Source organism: Neisseria canis (genome assembly GCF_900636765.1).
Taxonomy (GTDB): Bacteria; Pseudomonadota; Gammaproteobacteria; order Burkholderiales; family Neisseriaceae; genus Neisseria; species Neisseria canis.
In genome coordinates this window covers 2,249,750-2,275,813 of sequence record NZ_LR134313.1, presented here as the reverse complement: position 1 = coordinate 2,275,813, position 26,064 = coordinate 2,249,750, and the positions used below count along the sequence as shown (strand labels likewise).

The window sequence follows — 26,064 nt, the reverse complement described above, 5'->3', positions numbered from 1 at the left end:
GATTTGCCGTTTCCATGCCTGTCTGAAACTGATTTTTTCAGACAGGCACTAATGTGGTTGGGCTGACGGATGCTTGATGCTGAAACATTCTATTATAATGGCGGTGGATTTTCAGACAGGCATCAGCCGAAATCAGCTGGTGATTTAGTCTAATGAATTTAAGTTTCAGGTTATATAAGTAAAAATCAGATATAAAGGAAAAGTAATGGCAGCAGCGCAAAAAATCAAAGTCGGTATTGTCGGCGCCACCGGCTACACGGGAGTGGAGCTTTTACGGCTTTTGGCATTGCATCCCGATGTGGAAGTTTCGGTAATTACCAGCCGGGGAGAGGCGGGAGTACATATTGCCGATTATTTTCCGAGTTTGCGTGGCGTTTATGATTTGGCGTTCCAAGCGCCGGATGAGGCGGATTTGAGCCAATGTGAGGCGGTATTCTTTGCAACACCGCACGGCGTGGCCATGAAAGAAGCGTCGGCGCTTTTGGAAAAAGGGGTGCGGGTGATTGATTTATCTGCCGATTTTCGTTTGCAAGATGTGCCGGTTTGGGAAAAATGGTACAAACATACACACAGCAGCACGGATATTTTACGGGAAGCGGTTTACGGTTTATGTGAAATGAACCATGATGCCATCCGCAAAGCGCGCCTGATTGCCGTACCCGGCTGCTATCCCACTTGTGTGTCGCTGCCGCTTTTGCCTTTGCTAAAAGCAGGGATATTGCAGGCAGGAAAACCTTTGATTGCGGACTGTAAATCAGGTGTTTCCGGTGCGGGCAGGGGAGCTTCTGTGGCCAATTTGTTTTGCGAAGCGGGAGATAATTTTAAAGCTTATGGAGTAGCAGGGCACCGCCATCTGCCTGAAATCAAGCAAACCATCAATCAGCTGCAAAGCGGTGTGGCGGAGCATCTGGTGTTTGTGCCCCATCTCACGCCGATGATCAGGGGGATGCATGCCACAACATATGTACATCTGCAGGAAAATATTGATCCGCACCAGCTCTTAAGTAACTTTTACCGTAACAGTAAATTTGTCGACGTGATGCCGTATGGCGCCACGCCGGAAACACGAAGCGTGCGCGGAGCCAATATCTGTCGCATCAGTGTTCAGCAAGCGCCAGAAAGCGATGTATGGGTTTTGATGAGCGTGCAGGATAATTTGGTAAAAGGTGCGGCCGGGCAGGCGATACAAAATTTAAATATTATGTTTGGCTTTGCAGAGGATGCCGGATTGCAGGCACTTTCGTTGCTCCCTTGATTAGCAAAGTTCTACCCCGAAGATGCCTGTCTGAAAACTGTTTCAGACAGGTATTATTTTGTTTTAATTTAAGTTTTCCGCTTTGTACATATATCCGGATTAGCTAATCAACTGAAATAGAGGGGAAAGTATTTCATACAGCCCTTGAAATTTACGGCCATATATCAAAATTTAATACTCAAACTTTATGAAGGATCGTAAACAATTCCGTTAGCAAAATCATGATTGTGCATATTACCGTATTGTTCATGCCAAGCCTGATCTGCCTCGTTAAGATCACAACTTAAAACGGCCTGTTTCTGCTCGGGGTTCAGATAGTTTATGGGTGTGAGGGAAAGTGCATGGCAATTCATATTTTTTTGTAAATCTGGAGAAGAAAAAGCTTCTGAATCCATTACCGGTAAAATCGTTAAGGTAAACAGGCAGATACCGCATAACAACCATTTTCCTGATTTCATTTTATCGAACTCCTTTCTAAGATTTTTCTTAGTTTATTTTGATGTATTTCTTAATTTTTCTCATATTACTAATTTAAAGTTTAATTTTCAACACTTTTATCAATTTATTTTTAAATTAACCTTACTTTTTTATGGTGGTTCAAGTAAAATGGTACATAAATCAAGCTGTGTAGAAATGCAACACAATTCGGTAAGGAATATTTTATGAATAGCTTTAAAGAACGTTTGATCTTTTTGTGGAAAGAAGAAGCCAGGCAGGCAAAAATTGCTAAAGATATTGGCATGACTATTGCCGGCTTCAGCCGAATTTGGAATGAAGAAGGCTTACCAAAAGCAGAAGCTTTAAAGAAAATTAAAGAGTTGAAGGGATGCAGCATTGACTGGTTGCTTACAGGAGAAGGAGAGCCGTTTCCCTCTGCATCATCAGGCTCCGACGTAGCTGCGCTGGATACTTTGGGGAATAAGGTAAATGTAGATGAGTTTGTGTTTGTGCCCCGTTATGATGTGGAAGCTGCGGCGGGGCATGGCCGTTTTGTTGAGAATGAAACACCGAGTTTTACAATGGCTTTCCGCCGTTATTGGTTGGAAAACTATATTACTAGGGATGTAAAGCAGCTTTCCGTAATATCGGTTAAAGGCGATTCCATGGAGGGGGTGTTAAATGACGGAGACACTATTTTGGTAAATCACAGTTACACAACACCGCGCGACGGCCTTTATGTTTTGCGCATCAATGAAAATTTACTGGTGAAACGTCTTCAATTAATGCCCGGAAATATTGTGCGTGTGATTTCCGCTAACGAAGCATATCCTACCTTTGAAATCCATTTGCAAAATATGGTTGACGATGTTGCCATTGTTGGTAGAGTGGAATGGTTTGGTCGTACAGTTTAATGAGCAAAAAAAATTTAAATTTTATTTAATAAATAAAATGTGGGTTTGTACTCTAAACTGCAAAATAAATGCCTGCCTGGAAGCACTCTTTATCGTTATCGGTAACTCTTGAAAAAATAATCTGCATTCCTAATATTGCGTAATAAGCTTATTTACGAGAAAATACCGTACACACCATATATTTGGAAGGAAATTGAAATGTCTGAGGAAACACCGATCATTTTTACTGAGAGTTGCTGTGCTAAAGTTGCAGACTTGATAGCCGAAGAAAATAACCCCGATTTAAAATTGCGGGTTTTTGTTAATGGCGGCGGGTGCTCAGGATTCCAATATGGTTTCACATTTGATGAAATCATGAACGATGATGATTTTAAAGTTGAAAAAGACGGACTTACTTTTCTGATAGATCCGATGAGCTATCAATATTTAGTAGGTGCTGAAATTGATTATACTGAAAGTTTGCAAGGTTCACAGTTTGTTATTCGTAATCCAAATGCAACTACAACCTGTGGTTGCGGATCTTCATTTTCGGTATGATTGAAGAAATTTGTTGAAATTTAATTTTATTTTTAACTATGTTTCTTTAATTTATTAGCTTTTTTTAGAAATGTTATTATCCAATTCGAAATAATAAAATATTCAATTCAATTGGGCGGCTTGAAATTTCTAAATTTATACGTGGTAAGTATTTATTTTTTCATACCATCAATCCATATTTTCCTACCTTTTATAACTAGTTAAGGGACAGGTAATCTCATTTGGAATATGATTATTTCAAGCTTACAGAAGAGGATTTCATAATCTTTACAAAGTTAAAAGATATATCTTATTCTGCTTTATTGAAAGCACACTTGCCACGGAAACGTAATGATTAACCAACAAAAATTTTATGACGTATATGTTTCATATCCTCCGGGGGATGATCCTGAGCGCGTTAACGAGTGTCTTCGAGATAATCTATCAGAAGAAGAAGCAAACGATATTATCAATGCGCTTGCTGAGCAAAAACAAGCAATTATTGCGGAGCGCTGCACTAATGAAGAGCGGGAGAATGCTCAACATTATTTCACTTATTTAGGCTTGGATGTCATTATAAGACTCTCGCTTGAATTAGCGGATGATGGAAGTTCTGATAGTAATGAGGTATTGGCGGATCCTATTCCTCAATGTCCTGTGTGTTACTCTATATTAGAAAATCCTGATGTAAAGGAATGTCCGACATGTGGTTTGCAGTTAAATACAACATCAGAGCAGCAAATTCAGCGTAAGCGAATTGAATGGCAAGAGAGAGTGGCATTTGAACATCGTAAAAAACATGAGATTGCCTACAAGCTTTTGCGTGAAAAACAAGAGGAAGAAAAGCAACTTCGTAAACAGATTCGAGCAGAATTGGAGCAACAGTTAAGATCAGAATTAGGCCGCTATCAAGGTTGGAGAAAATGGCTTTACGGTAAATATGCCATTTTTACTATCTTGCTTTTGGGTGTATTTTTGATCGTACTACTGGCTCTTATTTTTGTTATTAGTGGATTTGTTTCTTCTAAAACACAGAAAGAAGCTCCTGTAGAAGCACAAAGTGCTCCACAATCAATTGCTTCACCACAATCTGTGACTAATACCCATAAGGTGCCGCAACCAGCAGTTCAGCAGCCTGCGGCAGTAATTACTGATTCTCCTTCGGCTGTTAAAGAGAATTTATTAGGTGTTAAGCAATCTTCAGAAGAAAATAAGACGGATGATTCCGTACAAATAACAGCTCCTGCTATTGTGCCTATAGGTGAACCTAAAAATTAATTTTAATAAAACTTAAAGTTGTTTATACCTAAAACGATTACACGCTTGGTATAAGAAAACTACCGAAAGTAAATTTCTAAATAGTTTTCTTATACCAAGCGCGTAATCGTTTTAGGAGATTAGTATGGATTAATTTTAAACATCATTCCAAGCCCGAGTATGACGGAAATGCTACTAAAATTAAGTTTTTTAACTATAGTGCGTCGTTAGGGTGATTTTTCAGGTAACCAAGATTGGTAAATAATTTAATTTTGATTGAGTGAAATTTCTAGATTTAATACAATAGAAAAATTGTTTAAAACCATAATAAAGGCCACGCCATGCAATACGCGAAAATTCTCGGTTCGGGATCTTATTTACCTACCAAACGCGTCAGTAATGATGACTTGGCGAAGTTTATTGATACTTCAGATGAATGGATTACCAGTCGTACTGGTATTAAAAACCGGCATATTGCGGCAGATAATGAAAAAACCAGTGATTTAGCCGTGTTTGCAGCTAAAGCAGCTTTGGTTGATGCGGGTGTTAGTGCCTCAGATATCGATTTAATCATTGTAGCTACCGCTACTCCAGATATGCAGTTTCCGTCTACTGCAACAATTGTTCAACAAAAACTTGGCATTGGAGGGTGTCCTGCTTTTGATGTACAGGCAGTGTGTGCCGGATTTATGTATGCGTTAACTACTGCCAATGCCTACATTAAAAGCTGTATGGCAAACAAAGTGTTGGTTATTGGCGCAGAGATCTTCAGCCGTATTTTAGATTGGAATGACCGTTCGACATGTGTTTTGTTTGGAGACGGTGCTGGTGCAGTTGTATTGGGTGCTTCGGATGAAGTTGGTATTATCCATAGTAAATTGCAAGCAGATGGTAATTATCTTGATTTATTAAAAACACCTGGTCAGATTGCCAATGGGCAGATTTGCGGTACACCTTTTTTAACAATGGACGGTCCGGGTGTATATAAATTTGCTGTCAAAAATTTATCTCAAGTTGCAGAAGATGTTCTAAAAGAAGCGGGAATGTCTGCCGATCAAATAGATTGGGTTGTCCCCCATCAAGCAAATAAGCGCATTATTGAGAGTACGGCAAAGCATTTGGGATTGAGCATGGACAAGGTGATTTTAACTGTCCAGGATCATGGCAATACTTCTGCTGCTTCTGTGCCATTGGCTTTGGATGCGGGTATTAAAGCAGGTAAAATCAAGCGAGGACAGACGTTGCTTTTAGAAGGAATTGGAGGAGGATTCGCTTGGGGGGCGGTTTTACTGAAATATTAGAGCTAGGTTTGCTTTAAAGGGTTATAATAAACAAAAATACTGTGCCTGTCTGAAAAAGTGATATTAGAAAAATTTACGGGTTAAACGCGGATGAATCAACCATCAGAAAAAGTTCAAGAACATTACGGTACAATTGCCCATTGGTTCAACCATCAAAAAATAGGTTCTATCAAACCGGACAGTCAAAGCATTAGTGAAAATATTTTGTTGATTGCTGAAAATCTGCCCGACTTTTATATTTCCCCTCAAGTAGGGGATGAAGTGTGTTATCGCGTACAGAAAGATGAGCGAAACCGGCTGTATGCAACATCAATTGAGCCTCTTCCGCCACCCAAAGAAGGCAACTCAATACGTATTGCAGTTAAATCGTGGGATTTGAGGCATAACGGTGGTTACGGCATTTACGGATTGCGTAAGCAGGTGCCTGTTTTTGCTTTAGGGCAATACTTAACAGACAGAACCCGTGTTCCGGAAATCGGGGATGTCTTGCAAGGTTATTTGACCAAGCATGAAAATGAACATTGGATGCTTACTGATATCAGTATCATCGATACAGTAAATATTCCTGATGAAACAACTCTGGAAGAAGAGCGTTTGGCTGCAGAACTTCGATATGCAGGTTCCAGTTATGCGGGGAGAGTTTACGCTGCACGGAAGAAACAGATGCAGTCTACCGGTGTTGTACAAGCTGAAATTCCAAAGTCAAATCAACAGATCAAAGGAAATATGATTTTCCCTGCCTTTGTTTCTTTAAGAGGACGAATTGTTAAATGGGATGACAGTAAAGGTTTTGGATTTATACAGAGCGGTATAGAAGGCAAACAGGTTTTTTTTCATATAAAAGCATTTCACTATACGAAGCTTCGCCCTAAAGAAGGGCAATTGGTAAGTTTTTACTGTAATCAGCCGATATCGGAAGCTAAACAGCAAGCTGTAAGAGTTGTTTTGAGTGAGCACGAAGAATGGCTTTATTGCGATGCTCCTTGTGAAATAGGTGCTTCAAATAGTAACTGGACAAAGATGGTGTTTGCGGTTCCGGTAGTTGCGGCTTATCTTTATTGGGTTTATACCCTTTCTTCAATAATGATGCTTTTCTATATGGTGGTTAGCTTGATTGCGATGGTGTATTACTATATAGATAAAAATATCGCAAAAAAGAATTCAGCCATCACGAAGCCAGAGAAAAAAAGAAGGGTGCCGGAGAATGTTTTGCATTTTCTCGGATTGATTGGCGGCTGGCCCGGAGGGCTGTTGGCTCGTATGATGTATAATCACAAAACGACCAAGCAGAGTTTTGTGACTATGTTTTGGTTGATAGCGCTGGCTAATGTAGCAATCACTTATCTATTATTGGTTTGTTTTACCAATGAGCCGATGCTTGCATTTTTGAGAAAATAAAGGAATGGTATGTCTTTTGCATTTTTCTTCCCCGGTCAAGGTTCGCAAAGCCTCAATATGATGAATGGTTTTGATGGTTTGGCTGTAGTAAAGGCCACATTTGATGAGGCATCTGATGTTTTAGGCCAAGATTTATGGGCGATGATAAATGGCGACGATGCCGAGATTATCGGCCAAACGGTAAACACACAGCCTTTGATGTTGGCAGCAGGCGTGGCAACTTACCGCGCTTATTTGGAAGCGGGCGGCAAAGAGCCCGCTGTGGTTGCTGGCCACAGTTTGGGTGAATATACTGCTTTGGTGGCTGCGGGTGCTTTAGACTTTGCCGATGCGGTAAAACTGGTGCGTTTGCGTGCGGAGTTGATGCAAAATGCCGTGCCGCAAGGCGTTGGTGCTATGGCTGCGGTTTTAGGGCTGGAAGATGAGCAAGTTAAGGCTATTTGTGCAGAAGCGGCGCAAGGCGAAGTTGTGGAAGCGGTAAACTTTAATTCTCCGGGGCAGGTGGTGATTGCCGGTAATGCGGCAGCGGTAGAGCGGGCGATGGAGCTGGCAAAAGAAGCGGGAGCGAAAAGGGCGTTGCCTTTGCCTGTATCAGTGCCTTCTCATTGCAGTTTAATGAAGCCGGCTGCCGAGAAATTGGCTGAAGCACTGAAAGAAGTGAATATTCGTGAGCCGAAAATCCGTGTGGTTCACAATGCCGATGTTGTTTCATACAATGATGCAGAAAAAATTAAAGATGCCTTGGTGCGCCAGCTTTACAGCCCTGTCCGCTGGACGGAAACCGTTAATGCTTTAGTGGATGAGGGAATTACCGAATCTGCCGAATGCGGCCCGGGGAAGGTGCTGGCAGGATTGGCAAAGCGCATCAATAAAGCGGCTGTTTGCACGGCGCTGACTAATGCGGAGCAAGTCGCAGCATTTGCAGAAGCCCATTAATTCAGCTGGAAATGTTACTTTTCAGACAGGCATATGTAGAACTATGCCTGTCTGAAAACATTCAAGTTGCGGAATAAAACCGGATAGATAACCTGACAGAATCTGCAATTGCTTTTTAGTTATTTGGTTAAAGCTTTGCGTGGGTGTTAATTATCCGGCAATCAAAATTTTCAATTTTCCAACCGAAACAAATAGGAAACCAATGATGACAACTCAAGACTTATCCGGCCGCATTGCTTTGGTAACCGGCGCATCGCGCGGTATCGGCGCGGCGATTGCAGACACGTTAGCGCAAGCGGGCGCTACCGTTATCGGAACGGCAACCAGTGAAAGCGGTGCGCAAGCCATTGGTGAGCGCTTGGCTCAATGGGGTGGACAGGGTCGTGCTTTGAATGCGGCTGAGGAAGGCGGCATTGAAAACCTGATTGCCGAAATTGAAAAAGAACTCGGCAAGCTGGATATTTTGGTAAACAATGCTGGCATTACCCGAGATAACTTATTGATGCGTATGAAAGAAGAAGAATGGGACGAGATTATGCAGGTTAATCTGAAATCTGTGTTCCGTGCTTCCAAAGCCGTGTTGCGCGGCATGATGAAGCAGCGCAGCGGCCGTGTAATCAACATCACTTCCGTTGTGGGTGCGATGGGTAATGCAGGGCAGGCCAACTATGCGGCGGCAAAAGCGGGATTGATCGGTTTTTCCAAATCTATGGCGCGCGAAGTAGGCAGCCGCGGCATTACGGTAAACTGCGTGGCACCGGGCTTTATTGATACCGATATGACCCGCGCTTTGCCGGAAGAAACCCGTAAGATGTTTGAAGCGCAAACTTCGTTGGGCAAATTCGGTGAAGCGCAGGATATTGCCAATGCGGTGCTGTTTTTGGCCAGCGATCAAGCTAAATACATTACCGGCCAAACCATTCATGTAAACGGCGGTATGTTGATGCCTTAATTCAAATGCCTGTCTGAAAAAGTTTTCAGACAGGCATTTCATAGTTAACCAACAACAAGGCAAGCCGGAAATGTTGATTGTGTTGCCGCTTCAACAGCTTAAAAGATTACTCTTTTGACATTAAGTTGCCGAAATGCCGTAGCATGTAGATATAGTGAACCAACTTAAAAAATAGTACGTTCGTCATACTCGGACTTGACCCGAGTATCCCCTAAATTTGCTGAAACTCAAGATACTCGGGTCAAGCCCGAGTATGACGGTATCGTTATCAAACTTAAGTAAATTGATTTATAGAGGAAACAATCAAGAATGCCTGTCTGAAAACTTTTTCAGGCAGGCATTCTGTATAATGAACCCGATTTGAAATTTATAAGGAATAACCATGCAGCAAAATACCGTTCATTATTTGAAAGATTACCAAGCGCCGGATTATCAAATCCGCCAAACCGATTTAACTTTCGATATTTTTGATGAAGAAACCCGGATAAGCTCTCGTTTGAATGTCGAACCGGTGCATACGGGCAAGCCTTTGGTATTGGACGGTTCCGCCGAATTGGTTTCCGTGAAGCTTAACGGGCAGGAAGTTGAGCAATATAGCTTGGCGGCCGAACGTTTGATATTGGAAAACGTGCCAGCCGAACCGTTTATATTGGAAGTTGAAACCAAAGTATTTCCCGATAAAAATAAATCGCTTATGGGCCTGTATGCCTCGGGCGGCAATCTTTATACACAGTGCGAACCGGAAGGTTTCCGCAAAATCACGTTTTACCCCGACCGGCCGGATGTGATGAGCAAATTTACCACCACCATTATTGCCGACCAAACGCGCTTCCCTGTGATGCTGTCCAACGGCAACAAAATTGACGGCGGTAAGCTGGAACACAACCGCCATTGGGTGAAATGGGAAGATCCGTTTAACAAACCGAGCTATCTGTTTGCACTGGTTGCCGGGGATTTGGCATTAACGCAAGACACGTTCACTACCATGAGCGGGCGTGAAGTGGCGATTGAATTTTATACCCGTGCAGAAGATGCCGATAAGGTGGGTTTTGCGGTGGAATCGTTGAAACACGCGATGAGGTGGGATGAAACCCGCTTCGGCCTGGAATACGATTTGGATATTTACATGATTGTGGCCGTAGGCGATTTCAATATGGGCGCAATGGAAAACAAAGGTTTGAATATTTTCAATACCAAATTCGTGTTGGCCGACAGCCGCACCGCAACCGATGCGGATTTCGAGGGAGTGGAGAGCGTGATCGCACACGAATATTTCCATAACTGGACGGGCAACCGCGTTACCTGCCGCGATTGGTTTCAACTTTCTCTAAAAGAAGGGCTGACCGTGTTCCGCGATCAAGAGTTTTCTGCCGACCGTGCGGGGCGCGCTGTGCGCCGGATTGAAAACGTAAGCCTGTTGCGCCAGCATCAATTTCCCGAAGACGCAGGGCCTATGGCGCATCCGATACGCCCGGCTTCTTATGTGGAAATGAATAATTTCTACACCATGACTGTGTATGAAAAAGGCGCGGAAGTGGTGCGCATGTATCACACTTTGCTGGGCGAAGCGGGCTTTCAGACAGGCATGAAGCTTTATTTCGAGCGGCACGATGGGCAAGCGGTAACATGCGATGATTTCCGCGCCGCGATGGCAGACGCAAACGGCATTGATCTTGAACGGTTTGCACTTTGGTACAGTCAGGCAGGCACACCGGTTTTGGACGTGGATGCCTGTCTGAAAAATGATGTGTTGAGCCTTACAGTGAAACAAACCGTGCCGCCTACCCCCGATATGGCGGAAAAGCAGCCGATGCTGATGCCAGTGAAAGTCGGTTTGCTCAACCGGCAAGGCCGGGCGGTGCCGTTTGAATACAACGGTAAAAGAATGGAAGAAGCTGTTTTGGTGTTGGAGCAGGCGGAGCAGGTTTTTGAACTGAAAGGTGTAAAAGAACCGGTTGTGCCTTCCCTGCTGCGCGGTTTTTCTGCACCGGTGCATCTGAATTATCCTTATAGCGATAACGACTTAAGTTTGCTTCTCGCACACGACACCGATTCGTTTGCGCGTTGGGAAGCGGGGCAAACGCTCTACCGCCGCGCGATTGCAGAAAATGAAGCGGCTTTGGCGGCAGGAAAACCTTTGCCGCAGCACAATGCTTTGATAGATGCGGTGAAAACGGTTTTACAATCGGATGTTGATCCGGCATTTAAAGCCGTGTTGCTGCAGATTCCGGCTGAGGCGGAATTGTGGGCGGACAGTGAAAATATCGAACCTTTGCGTGTACACCAAGCGAGGGAGGCGCTATTGGATAAGATTGCCCAATCGTGTGAAGCAGAATGGTTGGCGCAGAACGAACTGGCTAAAAATCAGGAAGAAAACAGCGGATTGGCGCAACCTTATGAATATGAGCCGCAGCAAGCCGCTTGGCGGACGCTGCGCAATGCCTGCCGCGCATTTTTGCTGCGGGCAAATCCGCAACGCATCGGGGAAGTGGCTGCCAAGTATGATGAAATGGCAAAAAACATGACGCATGAGTGGGGTGTTTTGAGTGCAATCAATCATATTGAAGACGAAAAACGCAATGTGTTGTTGGAGCGGTTTGCCGACAAGTTCGGTAATGAAGCGCTGGTAATGGATAAATATTTTATGCTTACCGCTTTGAGCCGCCGCAGCGACACTTTGGTCAAAGTCAAAGCTGCTTTGCAGCATCCGAAATTCAGCTTGGAAAATCCGAATAAAGCCCGTTCACTGCTGGGTGCGTTTAGCCGAAACGTGCCGCATTTTCATGCGGAAGACGGCAGCGGATATGCGTTTTTGGCAGAAAAAGTGATGGAAATCGATGCGTTTAATCCGCAGGTGGCCGCGAGATTGGTGCAGGCGTTTAATATCTGCAAGCGTTTGGAACCGAAACGCCGTGAACTTATGAAGCAACAATTGCAACATGTCGCGGCAAAAGAGAATGTGTCGAAAGACGTGGCCGAGATTATCGGTAAAATCTTGTCTTAAAAAAGGCATTTTATTATTTATGCCTGTCTGAAATTTTCAGACAGGCATGTTTTTGGTTTGCAGTAGTCAATCAACTTACATCACAACAATATCATCATATCCAGGCTTAGCCCGTATATTTTCTAAAATTACTGGAACTTCAAGATACTCGAGGTAAGCCCGAATATGGCGGGCCTACTATTTTTAAGTTGATTAATTATACCCAGCCTTGCAAGTGCTGCTTGGCCAATTGGCTCAGCGCGTCAATCCACACAGGATTGGCATTGAGGCAAGGAATGTAGTTGAATTGCTTGCCGCCGGCGGCGTGAAAGGCCTCGCGTCCTGCTATGGCAATTTCTTCCATGGTTTCCAGACAATCCGATATAAAGCCGGGGCAGAACACATCAAGTTTGGCCACACCTTGTTTAGGCAGGCTTTCCAATAAATCCTGCGTGCTCGGGCCTATCCATTTGGCTTTCCCAAACTGGCTTTGAAAAGCCATGATGTAGTCCTGTTCGTTTAATTGAAGCTTTTGGGCCAGCAGGCGCACGGTTTCGCCGCATTCAAATAAATAAGGATCCCCTTTGTCGCAATTGGCTTGGGGCACGCCGTGGAAGCTGAACATGATTTTGTCGCCACGCCCGTTTTGCGCCCAATGGGCTTCAACCTGTTGGGATAGCGCGTTGATATAGTGTTCGTCGTTGTAGAACCGGGTAACTGTGCGCAAACTCATCATGTTGCGCTGATAGAACAGGGTAGAAAGTACTTTGTCCAGAGCCGCGCCTGCACTGGAGGCTGCATATTGGGGGTAGAGCGGAATCACGAGAAGCCGGGATACGCCCGCCGCTTTCAGTTCATCGATTGTATCGGATACGGACGGCTTGCCGTAAGTCATTGCATAGCGAACCGAAATGCCGGGTAAACGCTTGGCCAATTCAGCTGCCTGTTGTGCGGTGTAAACAGCCAAAGGCGAGCCTTCGGGAAACCAAACTTTTTCGTAGCCGTGCGCGCTTTTTTTCGGGCGTAAAGTCAGCACAGCTCCCTGTAAAATAGGTTGCCATACGATTTTAGGCAGCTCTACCACGCGCTCGTCTGATAAAAATTCACGTAAATAAGGGCGTACTGCTTCGGCGGTGGGCGCTTCAGGCGTGCCGAGATTAAGCAGTAAAACGGCGGTACGGTTTTGTTCGGAAAATGAAATTGCCGGTTCTGTACGGAAGCGTGACATGTGGAAATCCTATTGTTGTGAAGCGTTGCGGAGTGTGGCATTTAAGATGCCTGTCTGAAAATAAGTTTTCAGACAGGCATTCAGATATCAAAAGCCGGGAAACTTGCCTTTCATGCCTTTTGCCAGGTTCATCAATTTGGATAAGCCTTTGCCGCTAAACATTTTCATCATTTTTTGCGACTGTTCAAACTGATTGAGCATTTTGTTCACTTCCTGCACCGTTGTGCCGGAACCTGCGGCAATGCGGCGCTTGCGGCTGGCTTTGATTAAAGCGGGATTGGCGCGTTCTTTCGGAGTCATCGAATTGATAATGGCTTCTACATGCCCCATTGCTTTTTCAGCTGTGCCTTCGGGAATCTGCTTGGAAATCTGCCCCAGCTCTCCGGGCATTTTCGACATAATGCTTTCCAAACCGCCCATTTTGCGCATTTGTTGGATTTGGGCTTTAAAGTCGTTCAAATCGAAGCCTTTACCTTTGCGCAACTTGGTTGCCATTTCAGCGGCGATTTCTTCGTCGATACCTTTTTGAACGTCTTCAACCAAAGTCAAAACATCGCCCATGCCCAAAATACGGCTGGCGATACGATCCGGGTGGAAAGCCTCCAATCCGTCGATTTTCTCTCCGACGCCGATAAATTTAATCGGCTTGCCGGTTACTTGGCGAACCGATAAGGCCGCGCCGCCGCGGGAATCGCCGTCCATTTTAGTAAGGATAACGCCGGTTAACGGTAAGGCTTCATTAAAGGCCTGTGCGGTATTAACCGCGTCCTGACCCAACATGGCATCGACAACAAATAAGGTTTCAATGGGCTTAACTGCAGTATGAAGGGCTTTGATTTCATTCATCATTTCTTCATCAATAGCCAAGCGGCCTGCGGTATCGACCATTAAAACGTCATAGAAATTGCGTTTCGCATGGTCAAGCGCTTTTTGAGCGATTTCAACCGGCTTTTGGCTGATATCGGACGGGAAAAAATCCACTCCTACCTGTTCTGCCAGCAGCTTGAGCTGCTCGATCGCTGCAGGGCGGTACACGTCGGCAGATACGACCAGGATTTTCTTTTTCTTATCTTGCTGTTTCAAGAGGCGGGAAAGCTTGCCTACCGTGGTGGTTTTACCGGCACCTTGCAAACCTGCCATCAACACAACAGCCGGAGGCGTGGCTGCCAAGTTCAAAGCGCTGTTTTCTTTGCCCATCAGCTCAATCAGCGCTTGGTTTACAATACTGATAAAGGCTTGCTCTGCGGTTAGGTTTTCGCTGATCTCTTTGCCGATGGCTTTATCTTTAATATTTGCAACAAAATCTTTTACTACCGGTAAGGCAACATCAGCTTCCAGCATTGCCAACCGAACTTCACGCAAAGCCGGTTTGATATTGTCTTCGTCCAAATGTGTTTGGCCGCGAATGTTTCGGAATACCGAATAGAAGCGGTTGGTTAAATTGTCTAACATTCTAAATCCTCAATAGCAACAGACATGCAAACCGTGCAAACGCAGCACAGCATGCGGATATTTGGTAAAATCCGAGTATTTTACACCACATACGTTATTCTGAATATGCGTAGTCAGGGAAGTTTGCCATGCCGGTTTTAATGATTTTGCTTATGGTGGTTTACACCGCATTAGCTGTTTTTGTTTGGAAATATTATAAAAACGGTAGTGGGGATGCTTACCCTTTAAAAATAGAACTAAGTATATTGGCACCTGCAACACTTTTGCATGGCGCAATATTAATGCTGCCGATATTGGCCGACCGAGTGCTTGTGATGGGATTCGGTTATGCTTTGAGCCTGATAGTGTGGCTTATGTTGGTAATGTATTTTATAGGAAGCTTCTTTTACAGTTTAAGAGGGCTTCAATTGTTACTCTACCCAATAGCAACCATTTCTTTGCTGGTTGCGGCCTTATTGCCTGGGAAATATGTAGGATATTCCATTACCAATATGCCCTTTATGCTGCATATCGGCGCTTCTCTAATTGCATATAGTATATTTGCGATTATCACTTTGTTGGCGATTTTAATTTTGTGGCTAAGCAGAGATTTGCACCAACGCAAATTTTCATCACTGGTATCTTTTCTCCCGCCACTGCTCAGCTTGGAAAAATTAATGTTCCAAGGAATGTGGGTGGGGTTTATTCTATTGAGCATCTCTGTTATCAGTGGAACATTTTTTGCAGAAGAGGTGTTTGGAAAGCCGTTTGAGTTGACTCATAAATCTATGTTCGGCATTTTCTCTTGGTTTATATACGGTACGCTTTTACTGAAAAGGAGCATGATGGCATGGCGGGGGAGAAATGCAGCAATATGGACGGTATTGGGTTTTGTCAGTTTGATGTTGGCTTATGTAGGCAGTAAATTTGTTTTGGAAATTTTGTTAGGCTGATTGCCAAACTAAATATTGAGTTAAAACAGGGTATTGTTGTATTTGTCCGTATTTTGTTGTTTTGGGGTATTGACGTTGTGATTGTGTGGGCGTATAGTTCGGTTTCTTCGCTGCTTCGGCAGTGACTGACAGGCCGGTTATTATAGCATAGTGCTGTTTTGATTGGTTTAGCTCTTTAACAATACAGATTACCGATAAGTGTGGGTGCGGCGAGCCCCACACTGTTTGAAAGACAGACAAGAAATCTTGTCGGTTTCTTTGAAGCAGACCAGAAGTTAAAAAGTTAGAGATTGAACATAAGAGTTTGATCCTGGCTCAGATTGAACGCTGGCGGCATGCTTTACACATGCAAGTCGAACGGCAGCACGGAAGAGCTTGCTCTTTTGGTGGCGAGTGGCGAACGGGTGAGTAATGCATCGGAACGTACCGAGTAGTGGGGGATAACTGTCCGAAAGGATGGCTAATACCGCATACGCTTTGAGAAGGAAAGCAGGGGATCTTCGGACCTTGCGCTATTCGAGCGGCCGATGTCTGATTAGCTGGTTGGTGGGGTAAAGGCCTACCAAGGCGACGATCAGTAGCGGGTCTGAGAGGATGATCCGCCACACTGGGACTGAGACACGGCCCAGACTCCTACGGGAGGCAGCAGTGGGGAATTTTGGACAATGGGCGCAAGCCTGATCCAGCCATGCCGCGTGTCTGAAGAAGGCCTTCGGGTTGTAAAGGACTTTTGTCAGGGAAGAAAAGCTTTGGGTTAATACCCTGGAGTGATGACGGTACCTGAAGAATAAGCACCGGCTAACTACGTGCCAGCAGCCGCGGTAATACGTAGGGTGCGAGCGTTAATCGGAATTACTGGGCGTAAAGCGAGCGCAGACGGTTACTTAAGCAGGATGTGAAATCCCCGGGCTCAACCTGGGAACTGCGTTCTGAACTGGGTGGCTAGAGTATGTCAGAGGGGGGTAGAATTCCACGTGTAGCAGTGAAATGCGTAGAGATGTGGAGGAATACCGATGGCGAAGGCAGCCCCCTGGGATAATACTGACGTTCATGCTCGAAAGCGTGGGTAGCAAACAGGATTAGATACCCTGGTAGTCCACGCCCTAAACGATGTCAATTAGCTGTTGGGGCACTTGATGCCTTAGTAGCGTAGCTAACGCGTGAAATTGACCGCCTGGGGAGTACGGTCGCAAGATTAAAACTCAAAGGAATTGACGGGGACCCGCACAAGCGGTGGATGATGTGGATTAATTCGATGCAACGCGAAGAACCTTACCTGGTCTTGACATGTACGGAATCCTCCAGAGACGGAGGAGTGCCTTCGGGAGCCGTAACACAGGTGCTGCATGGCTGTCGTCAGCTCGTGTCGTGAGATGTTGGGTTAAGTCCCGCAACGAGCGCAACCCTTGTCATTAGTTGCCATCATTTGGTTGGGCACTCTAATGAGACTGCCGGTGACAAACCGGAGGAAGGTGGGGATGACGTCAAGTCCTCATGGCCCTTATGACCAGGGCTTCACACGTCATACAATGGTCGGTACAGAGGGTAGCCAAGCCGCGAGGTGGAGCCAATCCCACAAAACCGATCGTAGTCCGGATTGCACTCTGCAACTCGAGTGCATGAAGTCGGAATCGCTAGTAATCGCAGGTCAGCATACTGCGGTGAATACGTTCCCGGGTCTTGTACACACCGCCCGTCACACCATGGGAGTGGGGGATACCAGAAGTAGGTAGGGTAACCGCAAGGAGCCCGCTTACCACGGTATGCTTCATGACTGGGGTGAAGTCGTAACAAGGTAGCCGTAGGGGAACCTGCGGCTGGATCACCTCCTTTCTAGAGAAGAGCAGGTTTGTCGCATTCACACTTATCGGTAAACTGTATATTGAAGAAGCGGTATTATTGAAGAAGCGATTGTAAAGATTGCTTGATGAGACCTGGGTTTGTAGCTCAGCTGGTTAGAGCACACGCTTGATAAGCGTGGGGTCGGAGGTTCAAGTCCTCCCAGACCCACCAGACATTCTCAAAGCAAGAGTAAGCAGTATCGATACTTGAGTAAGAGTATGGGGGCATAGCTCAGTTGGTAGAGCACCTGCTTTGCAAGCAGGGGGTCATCGGTTCGATCCCGTTTGCCTCCACCAAAAACTTCAATAAAAGGACTTTACAAATTAAAGTTAGCTGCTACAATGCGCAGCTCATTTTAATTTGCGAAGTTTGAGACAAAAGTTTGTTTCATATAAACGCATTGATCTTTAACAAATTGGAAAGCCGAAATCAACAAACAAAGACAATGTCGGCTTACTGTAACAGGTAAGCCGCAGTATTTGGGTGATGATTGTATCGACTGAGCTGTGAAACACAAAAGGCACAGTTCAGTACACAACAAGCAGTAAGCTTTGTCAAAGTAAAGTCTTCAAGTTACGTAGGTAGTCAACGCCGAAACAACGAAGTCAGAGAGGTTCTTGAAATGATAGAGTCAAGTGAATAAGTGCATCAGGTGGATGCCTTGGCGATGATAGGCGACGAAGGACGTGTAAGCCTGCGAAAAGCATCGGGGAGCTGGCAATAAAGCTATGATCCGGTGATGTCCGAATGGGGAAACCCACCGTATTTTGTACGGTATCCTTATCTGAATACATAGGATAAGCGAAGCGAACCCGGAGAACTGAACCATCTAAGTACCCGGAGGAAAAGAAATCAACCGAGATTCCGTAAGTAGCGGCGAGCGAACGCGGAGGAGCCTGTATATGATAGCTGTTGAGATAGAAGAACAAGCTGGGAAGCTTGGCCATAGTGGGTGACAGCCCCGTATTCGAAATTTCATCAGTGGTACTAGGTATACGACAAGTAGGGCGGGACACGTGGAATCCTGTCTGAATATGGGGGGACCATCCTCCAAGGCTAAATACTCATCATCGACCGATAGTGAACCAGTACCGTGAGGGAAAGGCGAAAAGAACCCCGGGAGGGGAGTGAAATAGAACCTGAAACCTGATGCATACAAACAGTGGGAGCCTATTTATTGGGTGACTGCGTACCTTTTGTATAATGGGTCAACGACTTACATTCAGTAGCGAGCTTAACCGGATAGGGGAGGCGTAGGGAAACCGAGTCTTAATAGGGCGATGAGTTGCTGGGTGTAGACCCGAAACCGAGTGATCTATCCATGGCCAGGATGAAGGTGCCGTAACAGGTACTGGAGGTCCGAACCCACGCATGTTGCAAAATGCGGGGATGAGCTGTGGATAGGGGTGAAAGGCTAAACAAACTCGGAGATAGCTGGTTCTCCCCGAAAACTATTTAGGTAGTGCCTCATGTATCACTTCCGGGGGTAAAGCACTGTTATGGCTAGGGGGTCATTGCGACTTACCAACCCATGGCAAACTAAGAATACCGGAAAGTGCAATCATGGGAGACAGACAGCGGGTGCTAACGTCCGTTGTCGAGAGGGAAACAACCCAGACCGCCAGCTAAGGTCCCAAATGATAGATTAAGTGGTAAACGAAGTGGGAAGGCCCAGACAGCCAGGATGTTGGCTTAGAAGCAGCCATCATTTAAAGAAAGCGTAATAGCTCACTGGTCGAGTCGTCCTGCGCGGAAGATGTAACGGGGCTCAAATCTGTAACCGAAGCTGCGGATGCACTAAGTGCATGGTAGGGGAGCGTTCTGTAGGCCGAAGAAGGTGACTTGAGAAGGTTGCTGGAGGTATCAGAAGTGCGAATGTTGACATGAGTAGCGATAAAGCGGGTGAAAAGCCCGCTCGCCGAAAGCCCAAGGTTTCCTACGCAACGTTCATCGGCGTAGGGTGAGTCGGCCCCTAAGGCGAGGCAGAAATGCGTAGTCGATGGGAAACGGGTTAATATTCCCGTACTTGATTCAAATGCGATGTGGGGACGGAGAAGGTTAGGTTAGCAAGCTGTTGGAATAGCTTGTTTAAGCCGGTAGGTGGAAGACTTAGGCAAATCCGGGTCTTCTTAACACCGAGAAGTGAAGACGATTGTCTACGGACAAGAAGTAACCGATACCACGCTTCCAGGAAAAGCCACTAAGCTTCAGTTTGAATCGAACCGTACCGCAAACCGACACAGGTGGGCAGGATGAGAATTCTAAGGCGCTTGAGAGAACTCGGGAGAAGGAACTCGGCAAATTGATACCGTAACTTCGGGAGAAGGTATGCCCTTCGATGTGAAAGACTTGCTCTGTAAGCATTGGAGGGTCGCAGAGAATCGGTGGCTGCGACTGTTTATTAAAAACACAGCACTCTGCTAACACGAAAGTGGACGTATAGGGTGTGACGCCTGCCCGGTGCTGGAAGGTTAATTGAAGATGTGCAAGCATCGGATCGAAGCCCCAGTAAACGGCGGCCGTAACTATAACGGTCCTAAGGTAGCGAAATTCCTTGTCGGGTAAGTTCCGACCCGCACGAATGGCGTAACGATGGCCACACTGTCTCCTCCCGAGACTCAGCGAAGTTGAAATGGTTGTGAAGATGCAATCTCCCCGCTGCTAGACGGAAAGACCCCGTGAACCTTTACTGTAGCTTTGCATTGGACTTTGAAGTCACTTGTGTAGGATAGGTGGGAGGCTTAGAAGCAGAGACGCCAGTTTCTGTGGAGCCGTCCTTGAAATACCACCCTGGTGTCTTTGAGGTTCTAACCCAGGTCCGTGATCCGGATCGGGGACCGTGCATGGTAGGCAGTTTGACTGGGGCGGTCTCCTCCCAAAGAGTAACGGAGGAGTTCGAAGGTTACCTAGGTCCGGTCGGAAATCGGACTGATAGTGCAATGGCAAAAGGTAGCTTAACTGCGAGACCGACAAGTCGAGCAGGTGCGAAAGCAGGACATAGTGATCCGGTGGTTCTGAATGGAAGGGCCATCGCTCAACGGATAAAAGGTACTCCGGGGATAACAGGCTGATTCCGCCCAAGAGTTCATATCGACGGCGGAGTTTGGCACCTCGATGTCGGCTCATCACATCCTGGGGCTGTAGTCGGTCCCAAGGGTATGGCTGTTCGCCATTTAAAGTGGTACGTGAGCTGGGTTTAAAACGTCGTGAGACAGTTTGGTCCCTATCTGCAGTGGGCGTTGGAAGTTTGACGGGGGCTGCTCCTAGTACGAGAGGACCGGAGTGGACGAACCTCTGGTGTACCGGTTGTGACGCCAGTCGCATCGCCGGGTAGCTAAGTTCGGAAGAGATAAGCGCTGAAAGCATCTAAGCGCGAAACTCGCCTGAAGATGAGACTTCCCTGAGGGCTTGACCCTCCTAAAGAGTCGTTCGAGACCAGGACGTTGATAGGTCGGGTGTGGAAGCGCAGTAATGCGTGCAGCTAACCGATACTAATTGCTCGTGAGGCTTGACTCTATCATTTGAAGAACTTTGCATTCTGAAGGATGCGGTACTTTGAATATGAAAGCTTATATCAGTCTTGAAGACGATACACATCACAGTTGATTAAAGAATAAATAAGTGGAAGGACTCTTCCATAACGGCTTTCCCGATTTGTACAGTTTACGTCTGGCGGCCATAGCGAGTTGGTCCCACGCCTTCCCATCCCGAACAGGACCGTGAAACGACTCAGCGCCGATGATAGTGTGGATACCCATGTGAAAGTAGGTCACTGCCAGACACCCATTCAGAATCCCCGATATTGTATGATATCGGGGATTCGCTTTTGCTTTTGGCGGTATTGGGTGTATGGCGGTGCAGAGGGGTAAAAATTTAATAGTTGAACTGTTGTAAAACTGATAATAACGGGAAAAACGGCTTGTAAGGCCGGGAGGGTTTGGTTATGATGGCTGTTCATAAAGGGCGGAGGCTCGTTATGTACGGTATATTGACCAAACACATTCGGGAAACCGGCTGTATCATATTAAGGATGGAACATACATGAAAAAACTGATGTTGGGTGTGTTGGCGGCGTTGTCGTGTGCGTGGTCGCTGGCGGCGGTGAATATCAATACGGCGACGGCGGAGGAGTTGAAGGCGTTGCCGGGTATCGGCCCGGCGAAGGCGGCGGCGATAGTGGAATACCGTCAGGCCAACGGTGCCTTTAAAAGTGTGGAGGAGTTGAAGAAGGTGAAGGGTATCGGGGACGGTATCTTCAATAAGCTGAAGGAAGAGGCGACGGTGTCGGGTGCGGCGAAGGCCAAACCGGCCAAACCGGTGCAGCCCAAGGCCAAGTAGCCTTTAACTGGAAACGAAGCTGTTAACACCGATAGTGCAAAAGGCCCGTCAACGGGCCTTTGTTGCGGGCTGGCTGGAGGTGAACGCGTCAATAAGACGGAAGATGCAGACGCTGTTCGGACAGGCAGGCTGTGAGTTACGCTGAGTGTGGGGAGCTTAAAAACAGCTTATAAGCAGCGTTGCCAGTTTCATCATGACAGGTGTAACCTACGTTTTCGAGAAAGTCGGTAAAGGCAGCGCTTTCTTGTTCCGGAACATCTATTCCGACTAAAACACGCCCGTAATCAGCGCCGTGATTACGGTAATGAAATAGGGTGATATTCCAGTTGGTTTGCATATGATTGAGGAAACGAGCAAGGGCTCCTGGGCGCTCGGGAAATTCGAATGTAATTAAACGTTCGTTATTGATTTTATCCGTGCGCCCACCAACCATATAGCGGATATGAATTTTAGATATTTCGTCACCGGAAAGGTCGATATTGGGCAGACCTGCGGCAGCCAATTCTTTGCTGATACGCCCGATATCGCGCGGGCTGGAAGTTTGGATACCGACAAAAATATGTGCGATTTTGTCGTCACCGTAGCGGTAATTGAATTCTGTAATATTTCGGCTGCCTAATACATTGATAAACTTACGGAAGCTGCCAGGGGTTTCAGGAATAGACACAGCAAAAATACCCTCATGACCTTCACCTAATTCACTGCGTTCGGAAACATGGCGCAAACGGTGGAAATTCATATTAGCGCCACTATTAATGGCAATTAAGGTTTGGTTGCGACACTTTTCGCGTTCGATATAGGCTTTTAAGCCTGCAAGTGCAAGTGCGCCGGACGGTTCGGTAATGCTGCGGGTATCGTCAAAAATATCTTTCACAGCGCCGCAAATGTCATCAGTATCGACAAGAATGATTTCATCAAGCAGGTCACGGCAAAGTGAGAAAGTTTCTTCGCCTACCAATTTAACTGCAGTACCGTCGGCAAATAAGCCGACGTCTTTTAATTCGACACGTTCACCGTGCTCAATAGATTGCTTCATGGCGCAGGCATCATAAGTTTCAACACCGATTACCTTAATCTCCGGGCGCACGTTTTTGATAAATGCAGCTACACCCGCTGCCAAGCCACCACCGCCAATCGGTATGAAAATGGCGTGGATGGGTTTGGGGTGCTGGCGGATGATTTCGAGGCCGATGGTGCCTTGCCCTGCTATTACATGAGGGTCGTCAAAAGGAGGAATATAGGTAAGTCCGCTTTCTGCCACAAGCTTCATAGCATGGTCATAAGCATCGTTATAGGAAACACCTTTGAGTACAACATTACCACCGCGGGCTTTTACTGCGTCTACTTTGATTTGGGGTGTGGTTTCGGGCATTACGATGGTGGCTTCGCAATTTAAATATTGGGCGGATAGGGCTACTCCTTGAGCATGGTTGCCTGCGCTGGCGGTAATAACGCCTTTGGCCAAGGCTTCGGGTGAGAGGGAAGCCATTTTGTTGTAAGCACCGCGGATTTTGAATGAAAACACAGGTTGCAGGTCTTCGCGCTTGAGCAGAATTTGGTTGTCCATTCTACGCGATAGATTCCGTGCCGAATCCAAAGGGGTTTCTGTGGCAACGTCATATACTGAAGCGGTCAGGATTTGAGTTAGGTATTGGGAATGCAGTTTTGGGTTCATGATAAGGTGGCTGGTTATCGCGGAATGTCGTTTTTTTAAGATGTGAATAAAGCAAAACCATACTCTGAGCGGCACGATAGTGCAAGTAGAAACTGAATTCATGTATAATTTGCTGAAATTTCAACTAAAGCTGCGCTTTTCGACGCAGTTTTCTGCCTTATTTTCTGTGGTTAAATTAATTGAAATAACTTTGGTGCTATGAAAAAAAACATTTTCTGCCTGCTGTTGGCGGCAGCCTGTTCTGCTTTTGCTGCGGATCCCGTAAAAAAAGAAGCTGCACCGGCGGTGCAAAAACCGGCTTCCCATACCGTTCCTCAAGCGACTGTATCTCAGAAAGAGCAAACAGGGATGCCAAAGTTGCCTGAGCTGGCGGCCACTGCTTATGCGGTGATGGATGTTCAAAGCAAGCAGACATTGGGCGCGCATAATGCAGATGCTCAGATTGAGCCGGCTGCGCTTACCAAGTTGATGACGGCTTATTTGGTATTTAAAGCATTGGATGACGGTGTATTGAAACCGGATCAGATGTTGACTGTGTCCGAGCGGGCTTGGAAAACCGGTGGATCGCGCATGTTTTTAAGCCCGAATAAAACTGTGAGTGTGAGCGATTTGCTCAAAGGTATGCTGGTGCAATCGGGCAATGATGCCGCCGTAACGCTTGCCGAAGTGTTGGGCAACGGTTCTGAAGCGGAATTTGTAAAAAAGATGAACGAACAGGCCACACGCTTGGGTATGCTGGATACCAGTTTTAAAAATGCCACCGGCGAATCGGCAGACGGCCATGTTTCCACGGTAAAAGATTTAATGAAACTGGCGGTTGCCGTGGCTCAGGATTTTCGTCGTTATTATCCGATTTTTTCCATGAAATCGTTTACTTATAACGGTATTGAGCAGCCTAACCGCAATTTGTTACTTTACCGCGATGCGAGTATCGACGGCATGATTACCGGTCATTCTCCTACGGCGGGATACAATCTGATTTCTTCCAGCAACCGCAATGACAGACAGGTGATAGCGGTGTTGGTGGGTGCGGAAAGCCCGGAGTTGCGTGCGGCCGAGAGCGGCAAGCTGTTGAACTGGGCTTTGCATTCGTTTGACACGCCTAAGCTGTACAATGCCGGCCAAGTGGTTTCTCAAGTAAAGGTTTACAAAGGGGAAAGCAAGGCGGTGGATGCCGGATTTATCGAGGCTATTTACCTGACCATTCCGCATGCCGAGGGAAAAAATATCAAACCTGTGTTGGAAACCGTGCAGCCTGTTGTCGCGCCCGTGCGTACGGGTCAAGTGCTCGGCAAGTTGAAAATTATGTATGAAGGCAAGCTGCTGGCAGAGCGCAATGTGGTGGCGTTGAACCAAGTGGAAGAAGCGGGTTGGTTTGTCCGCATCATAGATAATATCAAGCTTTGGTTTAAAAATATTTTCGGTTGATTCTGTTGATGGTAATGCCTGTCTGAAAATTTTCAGACAGGCATTATTGTTGATATCAACCTGCTTTACCGTCGACTCTCGGGCGCAACAGCCACGGGATATAACGCCACGCATAAAGCAAGAGGGATGCGGCGAATAACGCAGCGGAAAGCCGCAGGCTGTGATCATAGGCGGTGGTGTTGACGGTTGCCATAAACGCTGCAAGCGTGCGTACGACAGTAGCAGCCAGCATAAGCACGAAAGCCGTACCCATCGGCTTGGGCGCGGGGTACAGCGGTCGGCCCGTGTGGCCTAAAGCCGTGCGCACCATCATGCCTACGGTTAACATACCGATTCCGCCTACGGCGACCAAGTGCACGCCGGTGCTCATCATTTCAGGCTTCCAAAAAGCCGCGCCCATCGCCATCAGCCCCAAAGAAGTGGCCGCATAGCCGGCAAACAGAATCCACAATAAAGGTTCGCCCAAAGCTTTGGGTTCAAACCAACGGCCTGTCTGAACCAAGCCGATTATGCCAGCGGCCAATGCAAACAGAGACGCGGGCAGCAGTGCGGTATTCAGGCTCATCAGCAAAGCCGCAAGCATCGGCAGCACCAATGCACTCAATGCCAGCCACATCGGGCTTGCCACTTGCTCGGTTCCCAGCCTGCGTGAGGTAAAAAACGAAATAATCCGCGTGCCTACCAAGCCGATAAAACCCGCAACCATAATCAAACCCGCCAACAAACCGTTTTGCAGGGCGGCGGCGTTGAAAGAGGAAAGCTGTAGGTGAAACAGCAATAAAGTGAGGCCGAATAAAAACAAGGCAGCCACAGCGATGTAATTGCGCGAATTGCGGCTGCGTACCACGGAAACGCCCATAAACCAAGCGGCCAGCCAATAAAATGCAACACCCGATAGGCCGGATGCGGCGGCAAGCGGCGTAAATGCAAACACTCGTGAAAGCAGCCACAAAGCAACCAGAGTGATTAAGGCGCCGCCGCGAGTGGGCGGCTGGCCTGTCCAAGTAGCGGATGCGGTAAGCAGAAAGGCCACGACAATGGCTCCGGCATAGCCCCAGATCATTTCGTGGGCATGCCAAAAATAGGCAGGCAGCGCAGGTGTACCTTGATAACCGAACGCCCAAAGCAAAATGGATAAAGCGCCGTATATTGCGGCGAGCGGGTAAAGCGGGCGGAAAGCCATGGCCCAAACGGGATGATGGGTAAAAGACATGGTGGT

The 26,064-nt window shown here is 46.6% G+C and carries 17 protein-coding genes, 2 tRNA genes and 3 rRNA genes; 17 read left to right on the top strand and 5 right to left on the bottom strand.

Going from position 1 to position 26,064, the window contains the following annotated elements; genetic code table 11:
• Positions 1-205: 205 nt before the first annotated feature.
• Positions 206-1,255 carry an N-acetyl-gamma-glutamyl-phosphate reductase gene (gene argC, locus EL143_RS10765; protein WP_126326765.1) on the top strand — a complete coding sequence of 350 codons (1,050 nt, stop codon included), beginning with the start codon at positions 206-208 and terminating at the stop codon, positions 1,253-1,255.
• A gap of 185 nt (positions 1,256-1,440) precedes the next feature.
• Here argC and EL143_RS10760 read toward each other — a convergent pair whose 3' ends face one another.
• Positions 1,441-1,713: a hypothetical protein gene (locus EL143_RS10760; protein WP_085416745.1), complete on the bottom strand. Its 273-nt coding sequence runs from the start codon at positions 1,711-1,713 to the stop codon at positions 1,441-1,443.
• A gap of 204 nt (positions 1,714-1,917) precedes the next feature.
• On the opposite strand from EL143_RS10760, the gene EL143_RS10755 reads away from it, so the two are divergent.
• The 8 genes from EL143_RS10755 (at position 1,918) to pepN (ending at position 11,971) form a co-directional block, all read left to right on the top strand.
• Positions 1,918-2,607, top strand: coding sequence for a S24 family peptidase (locus EL143_RS10755; protein ID WP_085416746.1), 690 nt, complete (start codon positions 1,918-1,920; stop codon positions 2,605-2,607).
• A gap of 198 nt (positions 2,608-2,805) precedes the next feature.
• Positions 2,806-3,144 (top strand): iron-sulfur cluster insertion protein ErpA, encoded by a 339-nt coding sequence (gene erpA / locus EL143_RS10750; RefSeq protein WP_085416747.1) that lies wholly within the window; start codon positions 2,806-2,808, stop codon positions 3,142-3,144.
• 330 nt (positions 3,145-3,474) lie between these two features.
• Positions 3,475-4,401, top strand: a complete 927-nt coding sequence (locus EL143_RS10745; RefSeq protein WP_232001293.1) for an OadG family protein — start codon at positions 3,475-3,477, stop codon at positions 4,399-4,401.
• Positions 4,402-4,721: 320 nt separating this feature from the next.
• Entirely contained in the window at positions 4,722-5,681 is a 960-nt protein-coding gene (locus EL143_RS10740; protein WP_085416748.1) for a beta-ketoacyl-ACP synthase III, read from the top strand.
• A 90-nt stretch (positions 5,682-5,771) separates the two neighbouring features.
• Complete coding sequence (locus EL143_RS10735) at positions 5,772-7,079, top strand: cold shock and DUF1294 domain-containing protein (protein ID WP_085416749.1); 1,308 nt, start codon at positions 5,772-5,774, stop codon at positions 7,077-7,079.
• 9 nt (positions 7,080-7,088) lie between these two features.
• On the top strand, positions 7,089-8,015 hold the full coding sequence (gene fabD, locus EL143_RS10730) for an ACP S-malonyltransferase (protein WP_085416750.1): 927 nt from the start codon (positions 7,089-7,091) through the stop codon (positions 8,013-8,015).
• A gap of 205 nt (positions 8,016-8,220) precedes the next feature.
• A complete protein-coding gene (gene fabG, locus EL143_RS10725; RefSeq protein ID WP_085416751.1) occupies positions 8,221-8,967 on the top strand; it encodes a 3-oxoacyl-ACP reductase FabG in 747 nt (248 codons plus the stop codon).
• Positions 8,968-9,349: 382 nt separating this feature from the next.
• The gene (gene pepN / locus EL143_RS10720) at positions 9,350-11,971 is read left to right on the top strand and encodes an aminopeptidase N (RefSeq protein ID WP_085416752.1); all 2,622 of its coding nucleotides are present in this window, start codon (positions 9,350-9,352) and stop codon (positions 11,969-11,971) included.
• A gap of 196 nt (positions 11,972-12,167) precedes the next feature.
• On the opposite strand, the gene hemH is transcribed toward pepN, so the two are convergent.
• Together hemH and ffh are read right to left on the bottom strand one after the other, a co-directional pair.
• On the bottom strand, positions 12,168-13,178 hold the full coding sequence (hemH, locus tag EL143_RS10715; protein WP_085416753.1) for a ferrochelatase: 1,011 nt from the start codon (positions 13,176-13,178) through the stop codon (positions 12,168-12,170).
• Positions 13,179-13,265: 87 nt separating this feature from the next.
• Positions 13,266-14,630 carry a signal recognition particle protein gene (gene ffh / locus EL143_RS10710; RefSeq protein WP_085416754.1) on the bottom strand — a complete coding sequence of 455 codons (1,365 nt, stop codon included), beginning with the start codon at positions 14,628-14,630 and terminating at the stop codon, positions 13,266-13,268.
• A 128-nt stretch (positions 14,631-14,758) separates the two neighbouring features.
• Here ffh and EL143_RS10705 point away from each other — a divergent pair, with 128 nt between their 5' ends.
• The 7 genes from EL143_RS10705 (at position 14,759) to EL143_RS10675 (ending at position 21,742) form a co-directional block, all read left to right on the top strand.
• Entirely contained in the window at positions 14,759-15,562 is an 804-nt protein-coding gene (locus EL143_RS10705; protein WP_085416755.1) for a cytochrome C assembly family protein, read from the top strand.
• A 292-nt stretch (positions 15,563-15,854) separates the two neighbouring features.
• Positions 15,855-17,395 (top strand): 16S ribosomal RNA (locus tag EL143_RS10700).
• A 103-nt stretch (positions 17,396-17,498) separates the two neighbouring features.
• Positions 17,499-17,575, top strand: a tRNA-Ile gene (locus EL143_RS10695).
• Between the two features lie 49 nt (positions 17,576-17,624).
• Positions 17,625-17,700: transfer RNA gene (locus EL143_RS10690), tRNA-Ala, on the top strand.
• A 333-nt stretch (positions 17,701-18,033) separates the two neighbouring features.
• A 23S ribosomal RNA gene (locus EL143_RS10685) occupies positions 18,034-20,920 on the top strand.
• A 152-nt stretch (positions 20,921-21,072) separates the two neighbouring features.
• Positions 21,073-21,185: ribosomal RNA gene (gene rrf / locus EL143_RS10680) — 5S ribosomal RNA — on the top strand.
• Together the 16S, 23S and 5S rRNA genes with 2 tRNA genes alongside form the textbook arrangement of a ribosomal RNA operon.
• Before the next feature lie 260 nt (positions 21,186-21,445).
• Positions 21,446-21,742, top strand: a complete 297-nt coding sequence (locus EL143_RS10675) for a ComEA family DNA-binding protein (RefSeq protein WP_085417575.1) — start codon at positions 21,446-21,448, stop codon at positions 21,740-21,742.
• A 136-nt stretch (positions 21,743-21,878) separates the two neighbouring features.
• Here EL143_RS10675 and ilvA read toward each other — a convergent pair whose 3' ends face one another.
• Positions 21,879-23,417 carry a threonine ammonia-lyase, biosynthetic gene (gene ilvA, locus EL143_RS10670; RefSeq protein ID WP_085417385.1) on the bottom strand — a complete coding sequence of 513 codons (1,539 nt, stop codon included), beginning with the start codon at positions 23,415-23,417 and terminating at the stop codon, positions 21,879-21,881.
• A gap of 198 nt (positions 23,418-23,615) precedes the next feature.
• Here ilvA and EL143_RS10665 point away from each other — a divergent pair, with 198 nt between their 5' ends.
• On the top strand, positions 23,616-24,845 hold the full coding sequence (locus tag EL143_RS10665; protein WP_085417384.1) for a D-alanyl-D-alanine carboxypeptidase family protein: 1,230 nt from the start codon (positions 23,616-23,618) through the stop codon (positions 24,843-24,845).
• 55 nt (positions 24,846-24,900) lie between these two features.
• Here the strand turns inward: EL143_RS10665 and EL143_RS10660 are convergent, their stop codons facing one another.
• On the bottom strand, positions 24,901-26,058 hold the full coding sequence (locus EL143_RS10660; RefSeq protein WP_085417383.1) for an NnrS family protein: 1,158 nt from the start codon (positions 26,056-26,058) through the stop codon (positions 24,901-24,903).
• Positions 26,059-26,064 lie beyond the last annotated feature (6 nt).